The organism is Spirosoma agri (genome assembly GCF_010747415.1).
Lineage (GTDB): Bacteria > Bacteroidota > Bacteroidia > Cytophagales > Spirosomataceae > Spirosoma > Spirosoma agri.
This window is the reverse complement of sequence record NZ_JAAGNZ010000002.1, coordinates 146,775-162,938: the sequence shown is the minus strand read 5'-3', so window position 1 is coordinate 162,938 and position 16,164 is coordinate 146,775. Positions and strand designations below refer to the sequence as shown.

Here is a 16,164-nt window from a genome sequence, read left to right as displayed (position 1 = left end):
GACGCGCAGGAGACGCATGGTAATTCGTCTCTACAGTTTATTGGCGGGATTGCCGAATACGGTTGCGTTCGCATCGACGTTCTCCACAACCACTGAGCCCGCTCCCACACGGGCGTTTTTCCCGATGGTCACCCCGGCAATGATCGTTGCCCCTGTGCCAATGAAAGCCCCTTCGCCGATCGTCACGCCACTGTTAATGACGCTCCCGGTTCCTACATTTACGTAATCACCGAGCTTGGCCTGGCTTTCAATAACAGCTCCCGATTGAATAATGCAGTGATGACCGATTTCCGAAAAGGGATTGACGACGGCACGAGCCGCAATCAGGTTACCATGTCCGAGTAAGACCATTTTAGACACAACGGCTGTGTCGTGAATAGCATTGACGGGCTGAACCTTACGCCGTTCGTTGAGTAATTTAACCAGCCGTTTGCGAACGCGCGAGTCGCTGATGGCAATGAACGCTTCGCATTTTTGGCCGATAAGCTTCAGGAAGCCATCATCGTCCGTTTCGCCCAGCACCGTTACCTCCCCAAACTCTTTCCCGTGCAGTTCTTTGTTGTCGTCCAGCAACCCATAAACGACAACGTTATTACGCTGGAATAAATCTAAGGCTGTCAGGCCCAGGCTTCCTGCCCCAAAAATTAGCACCGGATTTTCCATATATGGTTTTGTATTAAGTCAATGTGAATAACTGTCCTACAAGGACATTAAACTTGGCAATTTGGTAACATTAGCATAAATCCTACTTCATACATGGAAGGTAAATTCGTCCATGAAATCAAGTACGCAGTTCCGCACCATTGTACTCTCTGACATTCACCTCGGCACTGCCGGTTCAAAAGCCAAAGAGGCCACTGAGTTTCTGCGCAATTATTCGTGCCAGCGGCTCATTCTCAATGGTGATATTATTGATGGATGGCAGTTGAAACAGTACGGTACCTGGAAGAAGAAACATACTGCTTTTTTTAAGACGGTTTTAAAGCAAATCGTTCATTACAACACAAAAGTCATCTATTTACGCGGTAATCACGACGATTTTCTGGATCAGGTGATGCCCCTTAAAGTGGGACGGAACTTCTGTATACGCAAAGATTATATACTGCTGTCCGGCGACAAAAAATTCTACATTACCCACGGCGACGTTTTTGATTCGATCACCTCACAAATGAAGTGGCTGGCCTATCTGGGCGACATTGGCTACACCTTTCTACTTTGGGTAAATAAGTTTTACAATCAGTACCGCAACTGGCGAGGCTTGCCTTACTATTCTCTCTCCCAGCAGGTTAAGAGCCGAATTAAACAAGCGGTTAGTTACATTTCCGATTACGAGCAAAAACTGACGGAGCTGGCCCGCGCCCGTAACTGCGACGGCGTCATCTGCGGCCATATCCACCAGCCCGCCATTCATGACTATGACGGGATCATGTACATGAACTCCGGCGACTGGGTCGAAACGATGAGCGCACTCGTCGAGGACCATGATGGCAACTGGAGTTTGCTCTACTATACGTCTGACAACGATGAAGAAGAACAGCAGCCAGTGCAAGTTGGCCCAGCACTAAGCATTCAGATCGACTAACCTCACCATCATGCGTGTTTTATTTTTAGTTCAGGGCGAAGGACGTGGCCACTTGACCCAGGCATTGTCGCTGGCTCAAATTCTAACGATTGCGGGTCACGAAGTTGTAGGGGCTCTGGTGGGCGTAACAGCCGAACGAAGCGTACCGGCTTTTTTTAGCGAGAAATTTAGCGCACCGATTACGCCAATCTTCAGTCCAGGGCTGGTTTACAACGCGGGCACCAATGAACTCGAACCAACCAGAACAACGATTCGGGCCATTCGGTCTATCCGTCCCTTCTGGCGCAGTTTGAAGCAGGTGCGTGACCACATCGAAACGAAGCGGCCCGATGTAGTCGTTAACTTCTACGAAATGCTCGGTGGCCTGACGTATGCCTTCCTGCGCCCATCGGTCCCGATGATCTGCATAGCGCATCAGTATTTCGCCTTCCACTCTAACTTCCAGCGGCCTAAAGGACAATGGTTCTATCGGCAGGCGTTCAAATTTAATACACGTCTGACCTGTTTCGGGGCGAAGGAATTGCTGGCGTTGTCGTTCGATAAGCAAGCCGATGAGCCGAGCCAGCGTATTCGGGTCGTACCGCCCCTGTTGCGTCAGGAGATCACGGCTATGAAACCCACATCGGGCGATTTTCTATTGGCCTATGTTACGCAGCCAGGTCTGAAGATCGAGCTGGCAAAAGCGCATCAGGAACATCCGGCGGTTTCGATGCATGGCTTCCATTCGGGCGTCAGCGTTCCCGACGAAGTGACTGACGAAACGTTGACCTATCATGCCATTGATGGTAAACGGTTTCTGGAGTTTATGGCGCGCTGTAAAGCGATCGTTACAACAGCTGGCTTCGAATCCGTTTGCGAGGCCGCTTATCTGGGCAAACCTGCTCTTATGATTCCGCAACCGAACCACTTCGAGCAGTCCTGTAACGCAATCGATGGGCAACGGGCGGGCGTTGGCGTGGCTGCTGACCGATTCGACCTGGATAAGTTACTCAGCTATCTACCGCAGTACGATAGTCAGGTCAGTGAGCGGTTCCGGGCGTGGCATGCTCAGGGTTATTTCCTGTTCCTGGCGGCTTTAAACCGCGCCACAACGCCCAAAAGCAAATCGTCGGGTGGTTTCTTCCTCACCCGCGTCCGGCACCTGCTACGGTCGTAAGCTGGTTAGTCACGATCGCCGTACAGGAACTGCAACGGATCGGGGTAGTGAAACGTGTACGCTATCGCTTCGAGCAGTTTGGCCGGGCTGATGACCTTGTATGGAACCGGCTTCGGTGGCTCAACGAACGTAGGTAAGGCGTATCCAAATTCCGAGCAGCTTTTTCGATAGATCGCTTCCCGGGTCGGATGTAGGGGGGCTGCTGCATTATAAACGCCTGCTGGCTTTTGCTGAACAAGAACGGTCAGAATACCAACGGCATCGTCGGGGTGTAGGTAATTGACCGGAACGCTACCGGTATCGACCGTTTTACCCGCAACGTATTTGCCGGGATTACGATCGTATCCCAGTAGTCCACCACAACGCAAAATAGTAACGGATCGCTCCGGTTCGAGTGTCTGTACCAAACGCTCTGCCATAACCAGGCCCGGTGACGGTGATTGTTCGGGTATGGTGATGTCATCTTCAACAACAACCCGGTTCAGATCGGGGTAAACTGATGTTGAACTGACATAAATCACGTGCTGTACCGTCGATTGCTGAACGGCATCGATTATGTGCTGAATCTGTAAGGGGTGAAAATCGTCACCCGTTTTGGCCGCTTTCGGCGGAATATCGATAACCAGCGTATCCGCTTCCAGCAAAGCAGCCAGATCGCCAATGGGTTCAGGATTGAGCAACAATTGGTGGACGTCGATTTTTTTCTGGCGCAACAATGTTACTTTTTCTGCTGTTGTCGTACTTCCTTTGACGACGTAACCCGCCGATAGGAGTTGCTCGGCCAGGGGTAAACCGATCCACCCGCACCCAATGATTGAAACGATTTCCTGACTCATCAAAACGATATACCAAAACTCAGTGTACGAACGTCCGGTCCTTTCCCCTCCTGAAAAACCGGATTCAGGTCATATTTTACGAACAAATTCGTCCGAACGATACCAATATGGGCCACTAAACCATAGCGAAAATCATTGAGGTAAAAGTTCGCATGGTTACGGTCCTTGTCGTTATCCGGATGCTTGATCTTCGTGTAACTGTCGAGCCGGTAACCGACGAAGCCGCCTAAACCAAGGTGAAACACTTTACGCCCCGCTGTATTGTAAAAACTGACGCGTGGCACAACGGGCAATTGCAGGGCAAAGGTTGTCAGTTTACTTTTCTTGAGCTGTTCCGGATAGGGCACAAAGTCAAGCTGGGTAGCTCCCTTCTGGGCTACGACGTTATTTTCGAACATGTAGTTGTTCCAGGACCCTTCAAGGGCATAATAGAGACTGAATTTTGCCCGCTTGCCATTTATCAGGGTTGGCCGCTGCGAAAAAGCGACAGCAAAATAGCGTGAGCCCAACGGCTTTAGGGAATATACATCACTCGGATAAGCGGCCAGCGTTGACTGGGTCAACAACGTGTTCAGACCAATCTGAAAATCGATGCTCCTCGACCATGAGTTTATGCCCCGGCGTACTGTCGACCGTTTGTACTGCTGCCGGTTTTTTACCGAATCCGAGCGAGTCGAATCGCCTGTCCCGTTCAGAACGATCGTTACCCCGTTTTTCTTTCGCGTAACGACGAGCACAGTATCCTTCAGGAATCGGCTCCCATCCTGCTTCGAAATAGCCGTTTCACCGCCTGATACGGAATCCAGCTTCATGCTCATTTCGCGAACGATCTTATTCAGATCATAGTTGGACAAAGCCTGAATGCTGGCTTTATCAGGCGCGTAGATAACCAGACGAGTGCGGTTAGCAAACCGAATGACCAGTGAATCGGCGGGATGTTCGGGTGCGGCCTGCGCGATAAACGCCGGTAGCAGTAAAATTACCGAAGCAATAAGTTTCAGCATTCGTTTCATTCCTTGGCTGATTTATCTTTTTCAATACTATGCTTCAAACCGCTATAGGCACGACCCAGTAAACCGCCCTCGTTGTCACTGCGATCACCTCTGGCAAACACGTCCCCCTGTTTAAACCGTTTTACCTGCTGCCAGATATTACCCGATTTATTATCTTTCTCCGACTGCTTATCCGCGAGGGCTACGGCCGTTTTCTCCTCGATAGAGACCTTGGCTGCCTGACGGGCTGCGACTAATGCTTCGGGTTCGGCAATGGTCACCACAAGGCCGCGTTCCGTAGCTGGCGCTGGCTTTATGGTAGCAACAACTGGCGGCTCCGATACTGTTGGTTGCACGGGCATAGTGGTCGTTGCGACCAGATCACTCGTTTTTTGTTTGTTCTCAACAGGTTTCGTTTGGGCTACAACGGCTTCGCTCTTTCTGTTTTCTACGTTAGAACCAAAACGTCTAACTGGTGCAACAACATGGTCGTTCTTGCTCTTTATCCGTTCCGACACGGGTTGACTCTGCGCTAGCTGCTCGATTGGTTCGGGCTTGATCGTTTCCTGTTCAACTGACGGCTCCGTTGGTACAACTCTGTCGTTACCAGCTTCTGTAGACATGGCTTTGTTGTCTTTTCCAGTAGGCTGCGAGTCTGGTCGATTCTGTCCATTGACTGGTGTGCTACTGGCAATCTGAGTCGAGTCGGGTTTTAGGCGATCGCCTGATGGCCAGTAAAGCCAGCCAAACAGACACACCAACAGCAGACAGGCCGCTGCTGCCATATAGCTCTGAATCGCGGGGTTACGCCAGAACACGATTTTAGTTTCTGTTTTTTTTTGCCCCATCCTCGCCTGTAGCCTCTCGAAAGCATCGGAGCTAGGTTTCAATGACATATCGCCCAGCTTGCGGGCAAACAAGTCATCAATTGGCTGTCTTTCGGTTTGTTTTTTCATAGTTTCCGGTCTGGTCCCGGCGTCCCGGTTCCTGTTCCATTTTCTTTAAACTAACTTGGAGAATCGCTCTGGCCCGGCTTAATTGTGACTTCGACGTTCCTTCCGAAATATCCAGCATCGTCGCTATTTCAGCGTGGGCGTATCCTTCAATGGCATACAAATTGAATATTGTCCGATAGCCATCGGGTAGTTGATTGACTAACCGAAGCAAATCGTTTTCGTTTATGGCTGTATCTGCCCACACATAATCGGGTTCAACCGCTGCGTCCTCAAGGGGTATCTCCTGCCGCCACTGTTTGTTTTTCCGGAGAAACATGAGCGATTCAGTTACCATGATTCGCCGTATCCATCCCTCAAAGCTGCCATCTTCCCGAAACTGTTCAATTTTGTCAAAAAGCCGCATAAATCCGTCAAGCATTACTTCTTCGGCATCGTCCCGATTGGCGCAATAACGAGTACATACAGTCAGCATTTTGCCCGAAAACCGTTCGTAAACGACCTTGTGAGCGCGGCTTTCGCCCCGCTTCAACGCAGCAATCAACTGCGATTCAGTCGTAAAAAACGGTATAAGTCGAAGCATACTTGTTTAGGTTCGTGGACAAGATGTAATAAACGATAGAGCAGGTTGCATGAACACGAAAAAATAATTCATTTTTGCGCGTTTTCCTCTATCTCCCACCGGTGTAGCCCGAAGGCGACTTATTATTTTATAATGGTTTATGATCGGAGCAAAAAAAAAGGGCTTATTAAAGCCCTTTTACATGTTTGATGCCAGCTACATAATGGAGCCAGATAACGCGTGATATTCGAAAATTTATAGGTGCGATCAAGACCATAACAGGCGCTACGACAGCCGCATAAACCCATCCTTCAGGGTCGCCCGCCAAGTAAAATAGCAGGAAGCCTATGACTAAAGCAAACCCACCTGATATAGCGTAGCTTACATACATCGCACCGACAAAATAGCCTGGTTCAACTTCGTAACGCAATCCGCAATGCGGACAGTGCTCATACATCTCATCAAAACCTTTTGGCGAATAAAAGGGCTTGGTGAACAGTTTGCCCTGTCTACATCTGGGACAAAGCCCGTTTAACACGGCCTGTAATTTCGAGACGTCTTTCATGCTCCTGCTTACTATTTCTATACCATAGATAGCCGATAGACGCGACAATGAGGTAAGGCACCACTAATAAATACAAAATGCCAAAATTCAATTCCGATGCGATGACACTACGGCCATTACTGACTGTACTCTCGACCGTTCCACGACACATGGCACACTGCGCCATCAAGTCCGGAACCGCAACTACCAGCATAACCAGGATTAAAATTACTCTCCAGCTTTTCATAACATTTGTTTAGCTAATGGATGTAATACGGTCTAATCATCAGATAAACGATTACGCCCGTAGTACTAACGTACAACCAGATTGGAAAAGCGTATTTAACGGCTTGCTTGTGCTTTATAATTTGCCCACTAAGCGCAAAATAAACCGCCCGCAAAACAAACCAGACAACAACTACTGACAACACGATGTGCGAAACCAGCAAAAAATAATAGACTGGTCTGATCAACCCCTGCCCACCAAATGGCGTCGATTCATTCGTCAAGTGATACAACACGTAACTAACCAGAAACACAGTACCAAGGGCAAATGCCATCAACATCGTCCGCTTGTGCGCTTCGACGTTTTTCTGCCGAATGAAGTAGAAACCAGTAAGTAACAGTACCGACGTTATTGAGTTAATAGCGCCGTTGATGTGCGGCAGATACGTTGTCCACTCGCCGAGGTTTACCTTTTGCCGAATGCCTAACAGAGTGGCAACAGCTAACGGAATGGCCAGCGACAATATATTGATAACGCGGTTAGCCTTTCGTTCCTGTACAGGTTGCAGCGTTTCCATAATCAGAGTAGTTATTCTTTGCCGTATATATCCAGCAATACACGAATTTCAAGCACTAGCCGGTCAACGTCTTCTTTGTCGGTTCCATCGTAGAACCCTCTGACAATCCCCTGCTTATCTACTAATACCAACTTTTGGCTGTGAATAAAAGTTTCGTCGGGACTAGCGTCTTTTACCCCTTTGTCAACTGCCGGGAGATAATAGCCATGCATAGCCAAATCGTAAATTTCAGCCTTGGTGCCAGTCAGAAAATACCATTTTCCTGGGATAGCCTCATACTTCTGAGCATACGCTTTCAGCTGTTCCGGGCGGTCATGTTCAGGATCTACTGTATAGGATAAAAAAGCGATACTCGGGTTAGCCCGGAATATATCCTGAACTCGGGTAAGTTGTGACGAAACTCGGGGGCAGATCGTTCCGCAACGGGTGAAGAAGAAGTCAGCAACGTAGATCTTTCCCTTTACAACTGACTGATCTATACTTTTGCCGTCCTGGTCGATTAACTTAAACGGGGGAATGCGATTGTAAATGGTATCGGTGATCACCTGTCCATCGGCCAGCGTTACTTTACCCATCAAGGGCTCACCTTTCACCGAATCAATCTTGGGGAGATAACGCGGAAGGGTATAGTGATTTTCTGTACCGAACCGCAGGAATACATAAAATAAAGCCGGGATCAGCAGCGTAGCAAGCAGGATCCCGGCTTTTCGAGTGGCCGTCATACCTTAACGTAATTCAAAAATTGAACCGCCTTCGGTCAATAGGGCAATAAGTAACCACACAATAAAAATTACGGGAACAACGATGGCCCAGATAAGGCTTTTTACCTCGTGCTTAAGGTGCATGAACTCACCAACGATATAGAACGCTTTTATCAACGTCATGATAACGAAGATGGATGTTCTTAAACCGCCAGCTTTCATAAAATAAGCCAGTGTAAATTCGACGGCAGTAATGGCTAGAAGTATCCAGAAGGTTCTCCAGATAACACCCGTATCCGCTGGTGGGATCTCGCCAACTTCATGGGTTCCGTGTGTATGATCAGACATGGTGAAAGGTGATTAAACCAGATAAAAGAAGGTGAATACGAATACCCAAACAAGATCGACAAAGTGCCAGTAAAGACCTACTTTTTCAACCATTTCGTAGTGTCCACGACGATCATATAAACCCGTTGCAGCCCGGTAGAAAATCAGGATGTTCAGAATGACACCGCTAAATACGTGTGTTCCGTGGAAACCGGTTATGAAAAAGAACAAGTCAGCAAAAGCAGGAGGACCGTACTGATTTTCGACCAGATTGGCACCAAAGATCGTACGTTGAATGGTTTGACCGTTAACCAGTTCACTAATGGTTGTACCCGTCTCCGTACCATGGATAAAGTGACTCCACTCCCAGGCCTGACTTCCCAAAAAGGTAAACCCGCCCAGAATGGTCCACAACATATATTTCTCAACATCAGCCCGGTCCATCCGATGTCCAGCCTCAACAGCTAGTACCATTGTAACACTACTGAAAATGAGGATAAAGGTCATGATACCTACGAAGATCAAGGGCAGATCGATACCATGCAGAAACGGTACTGAGTTATAAACCTTTTCCGGGGTTGGCCAATAAAGATTCGAAAACTTGAATACTTCACCAAAAATGGCCGGGTCCCAGGCTGGGTAGCTATACCGAATCAGACCGTACGTCACCAGCAACGCCGAGAACGTGAACGTATCTGAGATCAGGAAGAACCACATCATCAGCTTACCGTAGCTTATCTTCATGGGTTCGACACCACCCATCCAGGTTTTTTTGTCGAACACTTGTCCGGAGTCAGTCGTTGGGGAATCGGTCGTCACAGTAGCCGCCATGCGTCTAGAAAGATTATCAATGAAAATAGACTAGAAAGAAAAACAAATACAACCACAAAATGTCTAAAAAATGCCAGTAACCGGCGGCAATTTCCAGTTGATTTAAGCTCTTTGCGTGAATCCGAAACCTAAATACAGCCACCAAAGAAAAAAGTAACACGATCAGGCCCGAAATCAAATGGAACGCATGCAAGCCTGTAAATATATACATGAACGAGCCAGCCGGATTGCCAACGAAAAACACATTTTGATTGACTAACTCAACCCAACCCTGGAACTGCATATACAAAAAGGCGATTCCAAGTGCAAAAGTAATAGTTATCGCTATCTTCAGACTGCCGAAGTTATCTTTTTTTGCAGCTAGATAAGCCCAGTGCATTGTCAGACTACTCGCGACCAGAACAATTGAACTGTACGAAAAGACGGACGGTATCGTATATTCCATCCAGTTTCCTTCGGCTCTCCGAACCAGATACGCACTGGTCATGGCGGCAAAGAGCATAATAATACTGACGATGAACAGCCAAAGAATAAATTTCTTGGGGTTCATCGAGAGCGTTTCTTCCGGCTCCTCAACAAATTTTATGTCATTTACTAATTCACTCATGGTTCCTTAAACTTTGTCTAACAGGTAAACAATCTGTACAACTGGTAAGTACAGCAGCGAGCCAAACATCATTTGTAAAGCCGCTTTATCCGTACAGGTCCTCATTAAGTGAAACGTTTGTGCCAGGAACAAGATTCCGCCAATCATGGCGACCAATGCCGAATTAATTCCGGTCATTCCCAGCAGATAGGGAAGCCAACCCACAGGAACCAGAAATAAGGTATAAATCATTATCCGGAACGCCGTATCAGCATTTTTACCACTCCCCGGCATCATTTGAATACCTGCCTTTTTGTATTCATCGAATGCTAGCCAACCAATCGCCCAGAAGTGAGGAAACTGCCAGAAAAACTGGATGGCAAATAAAATTCCTGGAGCCCAACCAAAATGATTCGTAGCTGCTACCCAGCCAATCATGGGCGGAAATGCCCCCGGTAACGCGCCAACAAATACCGCTATTTGACCCTTCCGCTTAAGAGGAGTGTAAACAAACCCATACAATAGAAGCGACAGAACTGCCAAGGCAGCAGCACGGATGTTAAACACTTCAACGTACAAATAGCAGCCTATGCTGAACAAGATAAATGCAAAAACAGCCGCTTCGTTTACGGACAGGCGACCCGTAGGCAATGGCCGGACGGCTGTCCGTTTCATTACCTTATCGGAGTCTTTCTCTATGATCTGGTTAATAATGTTAGCAGCGCCAGTTATAGCAATGGAAGCAATTACCAACACAGCAATTTTCCACCACTCTACCCTGTCAGCAGCCAAGCAGTAACCAAACACACCGGAGAAAACGACTGCCAGCGTGAGCTTGAGCTTAATTAATTCAATATATGCCTTGACCTTCGCGTTTACGACGCTGGTGGCAATGGTTTTTTCCATGTTAAGCGTTAAATACCTGTGCCGACTGACTAATTCTCTTTGTCTGAATTAATCCCGGCGTCAACTTCAACCATGCAACAAACTGCAAACCAACAATTACTATCGCTAATAATAAATGAATTGGCTGAGCCAACGCTGGAACTCCCAGATAGGCCATGATAACTCCTGTAGCAATCTCTGCAACGACAAAGGCTACAAGCCAAGTGGCAATAGCTGACAACTGCTCATTTCTATTTACTCGACGAAGCTGATAAATAGTGACAAGCTGTAAAGCCAGCACTACCAAAGAAAATGATCGATGCACATAAAATTGCCAATCAAGGTTCTCAATCCAGCTTTCTCGCTGACTGTAGCCTAGTCGTTTAACAACCTCGTCAAGCGATTCGCGAACGAACGTTCCCAACAGAACCTGACTTAGCGTCAGAACCATTGTTATAAGCAAAAGGAAGTTTACTGTCTTATCGTTATCTTTTGTTGCTTGACTATTGACTTGAGGAGAGCTTGAGCGGGCAAAGACGAATAGTAACGAAAAAACGACCAGAACTGCAAGAAACAGATGCAATGTGATCATGTATTGAGCCAGTTCCGTGGCAACTACCCGAGAACCTAACCAGCCATTAGCGCCGATGAGTAAGAAGGCGGCAACACTTCCGAAAAAGACAGCTTTATCCTTTCTTATATACGAATAAGATGCTAATAAGGTAGCAAAAACGAAAAAGCCAGATAAGACGCCAAGTAGTCGATTTACGTATTCAATCCAAGTCTTAACTGCGTTAAACTGAACTTCGCCTTTCAGTTTGGCCCCGTAAATCTGCTGGTAATTTGGTGGTAATTGAGAAACTTCCGTCGGAGGAACCCAATGACCAAAACACTTTGGCCAGTCAGGACAACCCATTCCAGAGCCTGTTCCTCTAACTATACCCCCCGCAAGAATGAGCAGGTAAATGGTAAGTATCGTCAGAAGAGCAAGACTCTGGAATCGTTGTTCTTTTTTATCAATGAGGTTGCTTGAACTGATCATTCAGGTTTTGTGCCTCAATCTCTCTCTCCAGTGAAATCAACTCATTCTCATGAGGAAGGTTAGATTCCGGAGTTTGGGAATATGGCACGTTTTGGGGGATGAAGTCATCCTTTGCACCTGGTTTGCTATAATCATAAGGCCACCGGTAAACGGCTGGAATCTCACCTGGCCAGTTACCATGTCCTGGAACAACAGGTGTTGTCCATTCCAACGTATTCGACTTCCAAGGGTTCTGTGGAGCCACTTTACCTCTAATCAAGCTATTAACAAAATTATAGATAAACACCCACTGCGCCGTGAACGTGAAAATGGCAGCAAGACTGATAAAGCTATTCATGTCAGCAAAGATATTCTTCGTGAAATCGTAGCTAGTAAATGCGTAATACCGGCGAGGGAAACCTGCAATACCGATATAGTGCATTGGGAAGAACACAAGGTAGATACCAATGAACGTCAACCAGAAGTGGATGTAACCAAGCTTCTCATCCATCATCTTACCAAACATTTTTGGGAACCAGTGGTAGACACCAGCCAGTAAACCAAAAGCAGAGGCAGCACCCATTACCAAGTGGAAGTGGGCAACGACGAAATAGGTATCGTGCAATTGAATATCTAGAGCAGCGTTTCCTAGAATCAGACCGGTCAGACCACCCGATATAAAGAACGACACCAGACCAATCGAGAACAACATGGCCGGGGTAAACCGAATGTTACCACGCCATAGCGTTGTGATGTAGTTGAACGCTTTTACTGCCGATGGAACAGCAATGATCAGCGTCAGGAACATGAATATCGATCCAAGGAATGGGTTCATACCCGTCACGAACATATGGTGCGCCCACACAATGAATGCCAGGAAGGCAATACCCATCATGGACGCAATCATAGCACGGTAACCGAAGATTGGCTTGCGTGAGTTCGTGGCAATGATCTCAGATGTCATGCCCAATGCAGGAAGCAATACAATGTATACTTCAGGGTGGCCCAGGAACCAGAACAAATGCTGAAACAAAATAGGACTACCACCCACATTCGGCAATGCTTCACCTTTGATATAAATTTCAGACAAGTAAAAGCTTGTTCCGAAGCTACGGTCAAAAATGAGCAACAACGCTGCCGAGAGTAGTACTGGGAAAGAGATCAAACCAAGAATCGCCGTCAGGAAGAAAGCCCAAATTGTCAGCGGTAATTTGCTGAATGACATACCACGAGTCCGTAGGTTGATAACCGTCGTAATATAGTTGATACCACCTAGTAGTTGAGACACAATGAACATTGCCATACTCACCAACCAAAGCGTCATCCCTAGTTCAGATCCCTTATGCGCTTGTGGTAACGCACTGAGTGGTGGATAAACTACCCAACCGCCAGCAGCAGGACCCGTTTCGATAAACATCGAGAATAACATGATAACACTGGCCAGAAAGAAGAACCAGTAGGATAACATGTTTAGAAAACCCGATGCCATATCACGCGCACCGACCTGTAATGGAATCAAAAAGTTTGAAAAAGTACCACTCAAACCAGCTGTCAATACAAAGAACACCATAATAGTGCCGTGCATAGTCACCAGGGCCAAGTAGAAGTCCTGATCAAGCTTACCTGCCTCGTTGATCCAGCCGCCCAGAATAGGTCGCAGGAACTCTAACTTCATGGCAGGAAAACCTAATTGAAGCCGGAACATAACCGACAGACTAATACCAATTATTGACCATATGATACCCGAGATCAAATATTGTTTGGCAATGGTCTTATGGTCTTCCGAAAAAATGTATGTTCGCCAAAAACTCTGCGGCTCGTGGTGCTCATGTTCTTCGACATGGGCTACGGTCGCCGGATTAGCTGAAGCAGTCGCCATAGTATTTGGTTTGTTGGAGTTTGTAAATTAACGAATCGTAGCTTTAGCTACAGATAGACCACCACCTTGTTTAACAGAAGCCGTTGCACTATCCGATGGAGCTGCCGCCCCGTCAGCTGGTAAATACTTTGCAGCTTTTGCTTTTAAATTAGCAGGAATGCGCACAGCCAAATCCGGTGTTGATGTCAACAGTGGTTTTTGATCTTTACACCAGGCTTGGTACGACGCTTCATCCTCTACAATCAGACGTATACGCATCGAGAAGTGGCCCTGACCACATACTTCCGTACAAGCAATCTCATAACCGAAGTTCTGGTTACCCGTAATATTTCTCATTTCGTCGGTAGTTTTATCAGCAACGAACCAGAAACGTGTTGGCATACCTGGTACAGCATCCATCTTAACCCGCAGGTGAGGAATAAATACGCTGTGCAATACATCACGAGCGCGGATCTTCAATAACACTGGCTTATTGACCGGAATATGCAATTCGGACGTAGAGACGAAGTCATCAAAAGACGACTCATCTGTGTAGTCGATACCCGTTTCGTTATTATTGTCGATCAGTTTGTAATTGTAAGAACCAAGTTTGTTGTTGTCAACACCTGGGTACCGTACAATCCAGTTAAACTGTTTGCCTACAATTTCAAAAACTTGGGCATCCGCCGGTGCTTCTGACATGATATCACGCCATGCCCGCCATCCGGTAAATACCAGAATAGCCATCACAATTGCCGGAACCACGGTCCAGATCAACTCCAGTTTGTGGTTCTCAGGATAATATGCTGCCTTACGTCCTTCTTTGTGTTGATACTTCCACGCAAAAATGAACAGCAGAGCGTTAGTGACGACAAAAGCGATAACGATAATTGCCATCGACAGCCAGAACAGGAAGTCAGTACGACGACCATGCGGGGAAGATGCTTCTGGCAAGAAAAACTGCCGTGCATACATGAAAGACCAGACAGCACCGATCAAGCCGGCAACAAAGAAAATCATGAACATGATTCCGTTGATCTTGTTGCTCAAGCCAATACGGCCTTCTACTGCTGGCCCATTTGCGTTCTTCACAACGGTTGCTATCCGGGATATGACCAGCACGGCCAAACCTAGAAAAACTACCGATAACAAAGCGATTATGTAAACCATGTTGTAAGCGTGTTATTGATTAAATGTCGTGATGTAACGCTTCTTCAAGCATTGGGTGATTTTTCGGAACTAAGTTGGCTTTCGTCAACTGCGAGGAGAGCGACCAGATAAAGCCACAAGCAAAAATCAAGATCATTCCGAATTCAATCGGCCCAAAACCACCGTGTTCGCCTACAGTACCCGGCATTATGTTGGTATAGAAGTCGAAATAGTGACCTATGATGATGCCCCATGCTGCGATCTTAAGAAAGATGTAAGTCCGCTTCGAATCCCTTGTCATTAAAACAAGGAATGGAAAAACAAAGTTTAGAAAGATGTTTATAAAAAACGGAGCTTTATAGATGCCTCCAAAACCGCTGAAACGCTCACGATAATAGATCGTTTCTTCCGGTAAGTTGGCATAATAAATGAGCATAAACTGAGCAAACCACACGTACGTCCAGAAGATACTGAAAGCAAACATGAACTTACCTAAATCCTGTAAGTGACTTTCATTAACCCACTGCATATAGCCGCGTTCTTTGAGCGTCACTACGGTGAGTGTGATTATTGCTAAGCCTGTAACGTGCCAGCTTGCCAACGTATACCAGCCAAACATCGTGCTGAACCAGTGCGTATCGATCGACATGACAAAATCCCAGGCCGAAGTAGATGACGTCACGCCAAATACTAAAAGAAAGGCTACACCATATTTGATGCTCTTTTCATAGTACGACGTGCCACCGTACAGATCTTCCTGAAGCGAGAAGGTCCGCAACCGCTGCCATAGAAAATACCAAAGGCCAAAGTAAACCAAGATACGACCTAAATAGAAGGGCGTATTCAAAAACCCTTTTTTGCCATTGATAATAGGATCAAATTCAGGACTGGTTTTGTCATACAAGCCAGGATGCGTCCAGTGAAAAAGGTCATGGCCAGCAATAAAAAACGTAGCCAGTATTGCAACCAGCATAAACGGCAGATACGCAGGCATTGCCTCAGGAACCCGTTTGAAGGCAACTGACCAGCCCGCTTGAGCTAGGTAGTTGTATGACATGAAGAACATGCCAATAACAGACGCTCCCGTAAAGTAGATAGCATTTAGCCAGACGTTTGCCCAGATCCGTGTAGTCCACTTGTACTCGTGGTGTCCGCCACCTTGTGCTTCATGTGCTCCGGCAGCATGTGCAGCTGCGTGGTGTTCATGCGAACCAGCACCTGATGCCAGAAGATACGCGCCGATTGCTACCAGCGCGACCCCTGCTCCGATGCCGATCAACAATCGACGCTTGGATTCCGCAGTAAATTCAAATTCTTCGTCTAAGGACGGTATTGCGTGAGCCGATGCCATTCTTACTTAGTAGTTAGTAGTGGGAAG

Annotated in this window: 18 protein-coding genes; 2 read left to right on the top strand and 16 right to left on the bottom strand. The window is 47.0% G+C overall.

Annotation, left to right across the window (positions count from 1 at the left end):
- Positions 1-30: 30 nt before the first annotated feature.
- On the bottom strand, positions 31-663 hold the full coding sequence (locus GK091_RS17425) for an acetyltransferase (protein WP_164041145.1): 633 nt from the start codon (positions 661-663) through the stop codon (positions 31-33).
- 112 nt (positions 664-775) lie between these two features.
- Here GK091_RS17425 and GK091_RS17420 point away from each other — a divergent pair, with 112 nt between their 5' ends.
- Both GK091_RS17420 and GK091_RS17415 read left to right on the top strand, forming a co-directional pair.
- The gene (locus GK091_RS17420; RefSeq protein WP_164041143.1) at positions 776-1,582 is read left to right on the top strand and encodes a UDP-2,3-diacylglucosamine diphosphatase; all 807 of its coding nucleotides are present in this window, start codon (positions 776-778) and stop codon (positions 1,580-1,582) included.
- 10 nt (positions 1,583-1,592) lie between these two features.
- On the top strand, positions 1,593-2,738 hold the full coding sequence (locus GK091_RS17415) for a glycosyltransferase family protein (protein WP_164041140.1): 1,146 nt from the start codon (positions 1,593-1,595) through the stop codon (positions 2,736-2,738).
- Positions 2,739-2,743: 5 nt separating this feature from the next.
- Here the strand turns inward: GK091_RS17415 and GK091_RS17410 are convergent, their stop codons facing one another.
- The 15 genes from GK091_RS17410 to GK091_RS17340 all read right to left on the bottom strand — a co-directional run bounded on the left by GK091_RS17410 (position 2,744) and on the right by GK091_RS17340 (position 16,137).
- Entirely contained in the window at positions 2,744-3,574 is an 831-nt protein-coding gene (locus GK091_RS17410; RefSeq protein ID WP_164041138.1) for an NAD(P)H-binding protein, read from the bottom strand.
- Positions 3,574-4,578 (bottom strand): outer membrane beta-barrel protein, encoded by a 1,005-nt coding sequence (locus GK091_RS17405; RefSeq protein WP_317166318.1) that lies wholly within the window; start codon positions 4,576-4,578, stop codon positions 3,574-3,576. The genes GK091_RS17410 and GK091_RS17405 overlap by 1 nt, the downstream gene beginning before the upstream one ends.
- A gap of 5 nt (positions 4,579-4,583) precedes the next feature.
- The gene (locus GK091_RS17400) at positions 4,584-5,522 is read right to left on the bottom strand and encodes a hypothetical protein (RefSeq protein WP_164041132.1); all 939 of its coding nucleotides are present in this window, start codon (positions 5,520-5,522) and stop codon (positions 4,584-4,586) included.
- The gene (locus GK091_RS17395; protein ID WP_164041130.1) at positions 5,491-6,102 is read right to left on the bottom strand and encodes an RNA polymerase sigma factor; all 612 of its coding nucleotides are present in this window, start codon (positions 6,100-6,102) and stop codon (positions 5,491-5,493) included. Before GK091_RS17395 ends, GK091_RS17400 begins: the two co-directional genes overlap by 32 nt.
- A 166-nt stretch (positions 6,103-6,268) precedes the next feature.
- Positions 6,269-6,646, bottom strand: a complete 378-nt coding sequence (locus GK091_RS17390) for a DUF983 domain-containing protein (RefSeq protein ID WP_164041128.1) — start codon at positions 6,644-6,646, stop codon at positions 6,269-6,271.
- Positions 6,647-6,885: 239 nt separating this feature from the next.
- Positions 6,886-7,428 (bottom strand): DUF420 domain-containing protein, encoded by a 543-nt coding sequence (locus GK091_RS17385; protein WP_164041126.1) that lies wholly within the window; start codon positions 7,426-7,428, stop codon positions 6,886-6,888.
- 11 nt (positions 7,429-7,439) lie between these two features.
- Positions 7,440-8,150, bottom strand: coding sequence for an SCO family protein (locus tag GK091_RS17380; protein ID WP_164041123.1), 711 nt, complete (start codon positions 8,148-8,150; stop codon positions 7,440-7,442).
- A gap of 3 nt (positions 8,151-8,153) precedes the next feature.
- Positions 8,154-8,477, bottom strand: a complete 324-nt coding sequence (locus tag GK091_RS17375; protein ID WP_164041122.1) for a cytochrome C oxidase subunit IV family protein — start codon at positions 8,475-8,477, stop codon at positions 8,154-8,156.
- A 12-nt stretch (positions 8,478-8,489) separates the two neighbouring features.
- The gene (locus tag GK091_RS17370; protein WP_164041120.1) at positions 8,490-9,287 is read right to left on the bottom strand and encodes a cytochrome c oxidase subunit 3; all 798 of its coding nucleotides are present in this window, start codon (positions 9,285-9,287) and stop codon (positions 8,490-8,492) included.
- 16 nt (positions 9,288-9,303) lie between these two features.
- The gene (locus GK091_RS17365) at positions 9,304-9,894 is read right to left on the bottom strand and encodes a cytochrome c oxidase subunit 3 (RefSeq protein WP_164041118.1); all 591 of its coding nucleotides are present in this window, start codon (positions 9,892-9,894) and stop codon (positions 9,304-9,306) included.
- Between the two features lie 6 nt (positions 9,895-9,900).
- Positions 9,901-10,779: a heme o synthase gene (gene cyoE / locus GK091_RS17360; RefSeq protein WP_164041116.1), complete on the bottom strand. Its 879-nt coding sequence runs from the start codon at positions 10,777-10,779 to the stop codon at positions 9,901-9,903.
- Between the two features lies 1 nt (position 10,780).
- On the bottom strand, positions 10,781-11,800 hold the full coding sequence (locus tag GK091_RS17355) for a COX15/CtaA family protein (RefSeq protein WP_164041114.1): 1,020 nt from the start codon (positions 11,798-11,800) through the stop codon (positions 10,781-10,783).
- Positions 11,775-13,658 (bottom strand): cytochrome c oxidase subunit I, encoded by a 1,884-nt coding sequence (locus GK091_RS17350; RefSeq protein WP_164041112.1) that lies wholly within the window; start codon positions 13,656-13,658, stop codon positions 11,775-11,777. The genes GK091_RS17355 and GK091_RS17350 overlap by 26 nt, the downstream gene beginning before the upstream one ends.
- Positions 13,659-13,685: 27 nt before the next feature.
- A complete protein-coding gene (locus tag GK091_RS17345) occupies positions 13,686-14,807 on the bottom strand; it encodes a cytochrome c oxidase subunit II (protein WP_164041110.1) in 1,122 nt (373 codons plus the stop codon).
- Between the two features lie 19 nt (positions 14,808-14,826).
- Entirely contained in the window at positions 14,827-16,137 is a 1,311-nt protein-coding gene (locus GK091_RS17340) for a quinol:cytochrome C oxidoreductase (protein ID WP_164041108.1), read from the bottom strand.
- Between the last annotated feature and the right edge of the window lie 27 nt (positions 16,138-16,164).